This is a genomic window from Streptosporangium sp. NPDC006013, from assembly GCF_040614275.1.
Taxonomy (GTDB): Bacteria; Actinomycetota; Actinomycetes; order Streptosporangiales; family Streptosporangiaceae; genus Streptosporangium.
Genome location: NZ_JBEXUE010000684.1, coordinates 1 through 4,167 on the forward strand (window position 1 = coordinate 1; position 4,167 = coordinate 4,167).

General features: G+C 70.6%; 4 protein-coding genes. 3 read left to right on the plus strand and 1 reads right to left on the minus strand.

The features are described from left to right. Window positions 1–477: 477 nt before the first annotated feature. The 3 genes from ABZ260_RS47780 (at window position 478) to ABZ260_RS47790 (ending at window position 2,655) form a co-directional block, all read left to right on the plus strand. On the plus strand, window positions 478–1,125 hold the full coding sequence (locus ABZ260_RS47780) for a pyridoxamine 5'-phosphate oxidase family protein (protein ID WP_355551835.1): 648 nt from the start codon (window positions 478–480) through the stop codon (window positions 1,123–1,125). Between the two features lie 118 nt (window positions 1,126–1,243). After that, window positions 1,244–1,894 (plus strand): nucleotidyltransferase domain-containing protein, encoded by a 651-nt coding sequence (locus tag ABZ260_RS47785; protein ID WP_355631693.1) that lies wholly within the window; start codon window positions 1,244–1,246, stop codon window positions 1,892–1,894. Then, window positions 1,891–2,655 carry a nucleotidyltransferase domain-containing protein gene (locus ABZ260_RS47790; protein WP_355631696.1) on the plus strand — a complete coding sequence of 255 codons (765 nt, stop codon included), beginning with the start codon at window positions 1,891–1,893 and terminating at the stop codon, window positions 2,653–2,655. The genes ABZ260_RS47785 and ABZ260_RS47790 overlap by 4 nt, the downstream gene beginning before the upstream one ends. Before the next feature lie 60 nt (window positions 2,656–2,715). Here the strand turns inward: ABZ260_RS47790 and ABZ260_RS47795 are convergent, their stop codons facing one another. After that, window positions 2,716–3,885: an MBL fold metallo-hydrolase gene (locus ABZ260_RS47795; protein WP_355631699.1), complete on the minus strand. Its 1,170-nt coding sequence runs from the start codon at window positions 3,883–3,885 to the stop codon at window positions 2,716–2,718. Window positions 3,886–4,167 lie beyond the last annotated feature (282 nt).

Consider the following 4,167-nt stretch of genomic DNA (forward strand, 5'->3'; position numbering starts at 1 on the left):
TCAGCTCCTCGGCGTACAGCCCGCCGTCGGGCCGCCGGAACTGCACGTGCCGCTTGCGAGGTATCTCCCCCACGACCCGGTAGTACGGCATCCGCGCCAGCGCGACGATGATCGTCTTCCATCTGTTCATCGAGGAAAGCTCCCAGAGGGTCGCATAAACCTGACAACTCCGGTCAATCTCCTGCGAAGCAATCTTGACCTGCAAGATCAAAGATATAACGAATAGGCGGCTATCTCGCGTTAAGCGAGAGTTCCGGGGTGTATTCGGGGGAATCGGTCGCCGCCCCCGTGCCCCTCACGTCCCACTTCCCGGCCGCCCGCGGGACGCATGCGCCCTTCGGGGGTGTGAAGCAGCCCGGTCGCCGCGCCTGGGCTCTTCCCCATTCCGTTCCTCCCCCTGCTCGCGGAACCCCCATGCGCGCATCGGGCGGGAAGGCTGCCGTTGAGGCAAGGATCAAGGAAGGTTAGCCTTACTTCATGCCTTCCCTCGATACCGGTGAGACCGGCCCGATCGTCACGGTCAACTCGGAAGAAGAACTCCGCCGGATCGTCGGCGAGGTCGGCGAGGTCGTCCTGCGCAAGGACATCGGCCACCTCGACGAGCACGCCCGGGACTTCATCGCCACCTCGCCCTTCCTGCTGCTGGCGACCTCGGGATCCGACGGCACCTGCGACGTCTCCCCGCGCGGCGAGGAACCCGGCGGCGTGCTGGTCCTCGACGACCACACGCTGGTGATCCCCGAGCGGCCCGGCAACCGCCGGCTCGACAGCCTGCGCAACATCGTCACCAACCCGCAGGTCGGCCTGTTGTTCGTGGTGCCGGGCACCGAGGAGACCCTGCGCGTCAACGGGCGGGCGCGGGTGGTCAGCCAGGCCCCGTACATGGAAGGCCTGCGGGTGAAGGGGAAGGTTCCCACCCTGGCGGTCAGCGTCGAGGTGCGGGAGTGCTTCTTCCACTGCGCCAAGGCCTTCCGGCGCTCGGCGCTCTGGCAGCCGGAGCGGTGGCCGGACCGCGGGGCGCGGCCCACGCTAGGCCGGATCTTCAAGGAGCAACTGGACCTGGAGTGGTCGGCCAAGCTCATCGACGACGACCTGAGCATCGACGCCCGCGAGAACCTGTACTGACGGCGCGCACCGACCACCGGATCCGTTCGGGAGGCGCTCACGCACGCTCCACGCGCGGCGGATGAGTGTCCGGGAAAACCCGTACCGATGCCGGGCACGGGGCTGGCAGGCTGTGCGGATGGAGGTACGGTACGTCCCGGATCACTCGGTGCTGTCGGTGGTGGTCGGCTCGCGGGCATACGGGCTGGAAAGCGAGGACTCCGACGTCGACAGGCGCGGGGTCTTCGTGGCACCGACCCGGCTGTTCTGGCGGCTGGCCAAGCCGCCCACGCATGTCGAGGGGCCGCTGCCCGAGCAGTTCTCGTGGGAGGTCGAGCGGTTCTGCGCGCTCGCGTTGGAGGCCAACCCGACGGTGCTGGAATGCCTGTGGTCCCCGATCGTCGAGCACGCCACCGCCGCAGGCGAGGAACTGCTCTCCATCCGGGGCGCCTTCGTCTCCGGGCGGGCCGGACAGACCTTCGTCGGATACGCCAACGCCCAGTTCCGCCGGTTGGATCCCGAGCGCCCCAGATGGAAGCAGGCCATGCACATGGTCCGCCTGCTGCTCAGCGGTCTACACCTGGTCCGCCACGGCGAGCCCCTGGTCCGAATGGACGCCCACCGCGACCGGCTGCTCGCCGTACGGCGGGGAGAGCTCTCCTGGGATGAGGTCAACCGCTGGCGCTCCGAGCTGACCGCGAGGTTCGACGGCACGGGCACGCTGCCCGCCGAACCCGACCGGCGGCGCGTGGAGGAATATCTGGCGAGTACGAGAGAGGCGGCGCTGTGATCGTGCCCCTGCCGTCCTGGCTGGCCGAGATTCCCGCCGGGCAGGCGCATCCGACCGCTTTCGCCACGATCAGCGGGGCGCACCTGTACGGTTTCCCTTCCGCCGACTCCGATGTCGACCTGCGCGGCGTTCACCTGCTGCCGCTGGAGGAGGTGGTCGGCCTGCGGACGGGGAGTGAGACCCTCACCCGCTCCTGGGTGCGCGACGGTGTCGAGGTGGACCTGGTCACCCACGACCTGGCCAAGTTCTGCCGCCTGCTGCTGCGCCGCAACGGCTATGTGCTGGAGCAGTTGCTCTCCCCGCTGGTGGTGGCCACCTCGCCGGTCCACCGGGAGATGATCGCCGCCGCCCCCGGCTGCGTCACCCGCCACCACGCCCACCACTATCTGGGATTCGCCCGCACCCAGTGGCGGCTGTTCGAGCGCTCCGGCGAGCTCAAGCCGCTGCTCTACACCTTCCGTGTGCTGCTCACCGGCGTCCATCTGATGCGCACCGGAGAGCTGGAAGCCGACCTCACCCGGCTCTCCGGCGGGCCGCCCTATCTCGGTGACCTGATCGCCGCCAAGCGCTCCGCCGAACACGGCCTGCTGCCGGCGGGCGCGCCGGGCCTGGCACGACTGGCCCGCGACGTCGACCGGCTGACCCGGGAACTGGAGGAGGCGCGGGACGCCTCCCGCCTTCCCGACACCGCGCCGTCGGCGGACGCGGTGCACGATCTCGTCGTTCGCGCCCGTATGTCGATGAGAACCGCGAGGGCCTGAAATCCCGCCGTGGTCGTCACGCGCACCCGGCCGCCGGAGCGACGATGTGAAGCTCGTCGCTCAGAGTCTCGGTGCGGGAGGGAGCGACGGCTGTCGCGGCCGGCGGCCCGTCTCGCCGCCGCGCAACAGTTCCCACCAGCTCTCCAGCAGCGGGGCGTCGGCGGTGTCGACGCGCTCGCCCGGGCGGGGGACGGCGAGGCGGACGTCACGGGCCTTGGCCTCGCGCCAGAGGCGGTCGACCGGTTCGGCCCAGGGGTGCGTGGCCAGGGTGAAGGTCGCCCAGTGGACCGGGAGGAGCAGCCTGCCGCCCAGGTCGAGGTGGGCGTTGACCGCCTCCTCCGGGTTCATGTGGATGTCGGGCCAGGCGGCGTTGTAGGCGCCGATCGGCATGAGCGTGAGGTCGAACGGGCCGTGCGCGGCGCCGATCCCGGCGTAGCCGTCGAAGTACCCGGAGTCGCCGGCGTAGAAGACCTTCCTCTCCCGGCCGGCGATGACCCAGGAGCCCCACAGGGTGACGTTGCGGTTGAGGGTGCGACCGGAGAAGTGACGGGCGGCGGTCGCGACGAACCGCAGGCCCGCGACGCTCGCCTCCTCGTCCCAGTCGAGCTCGACGATCCGCGAGGCGGGCACGCCCCAGCGCTCCAGGTGGGCACCGATCCCCAGCGGCACCAGGAACGGCGCGGTCTGCAGCGTGAGCAGGCCGCGTACCGTCGCACGGTCGAGGTGGTCGTAGTGATCGTGCGAGATCACGATCGCGTCGAGCGGCGGGAGGCCTGCCAGCGGCCCCGGCATCGGGTGCAGGCGCCGCGGGCCGACCAGCTGGGAGGGCGAGGCGCGCCTGCTCCACACCGGGTCGACGAGCACGCGGCGGCCCTCGATCTCCAGCAGCGCGGTGGCGTGACCGTACCAGATGACGCTCAGCCCGGTCGGGGACGGCCCGCCCACCGGTGCGGTCACCACCGGGACCGGCGTGGCCGGGCGGCGCTCCTCGCGGTTGTGCAGCATGTTCCAGGCGATCTCCCGCGCGCTCTGCGGCGAGGGTACGAAGACGCCGGGCGTGGAGTTGCGAAAGAGGCCGTCGTGGAACTGCGGCGAGCGGCGCATCCGCTCCAGCCGCTCCCCCCTGGCCCTGCCCCCGAGTTCCGCGGGGATGTCCTTCAACGCCCATCCGGCGGCGGCCAGTGCCAGCCCGCCCACGAGGAGACGCCCGATCGATCTGCTGCCCGCCATGCGGCCCACGCTCCTGAAGTCGCCAGTGCCTGCAGAACGATCCCGGCTCCGCCGCTGTTCCCGTCATGCCTTGGGCGGGACCCGCCCAGCGTCGCGACGAACGGGGACCGGAAGGCATCATGAGGAACGATCCCGGCTCCGCGGCTGTTCCCGTCATGCCTTGGGCGGGACCCGCCCAGCGTCGCGACGAACGGGGTGGCCTCCGTGCTGCGCGAGCGCGGCAAGGACCGGGACATGAGGATCAAATGGGGATCGCTCTACACCGTGGTGCGAAACCTTGAG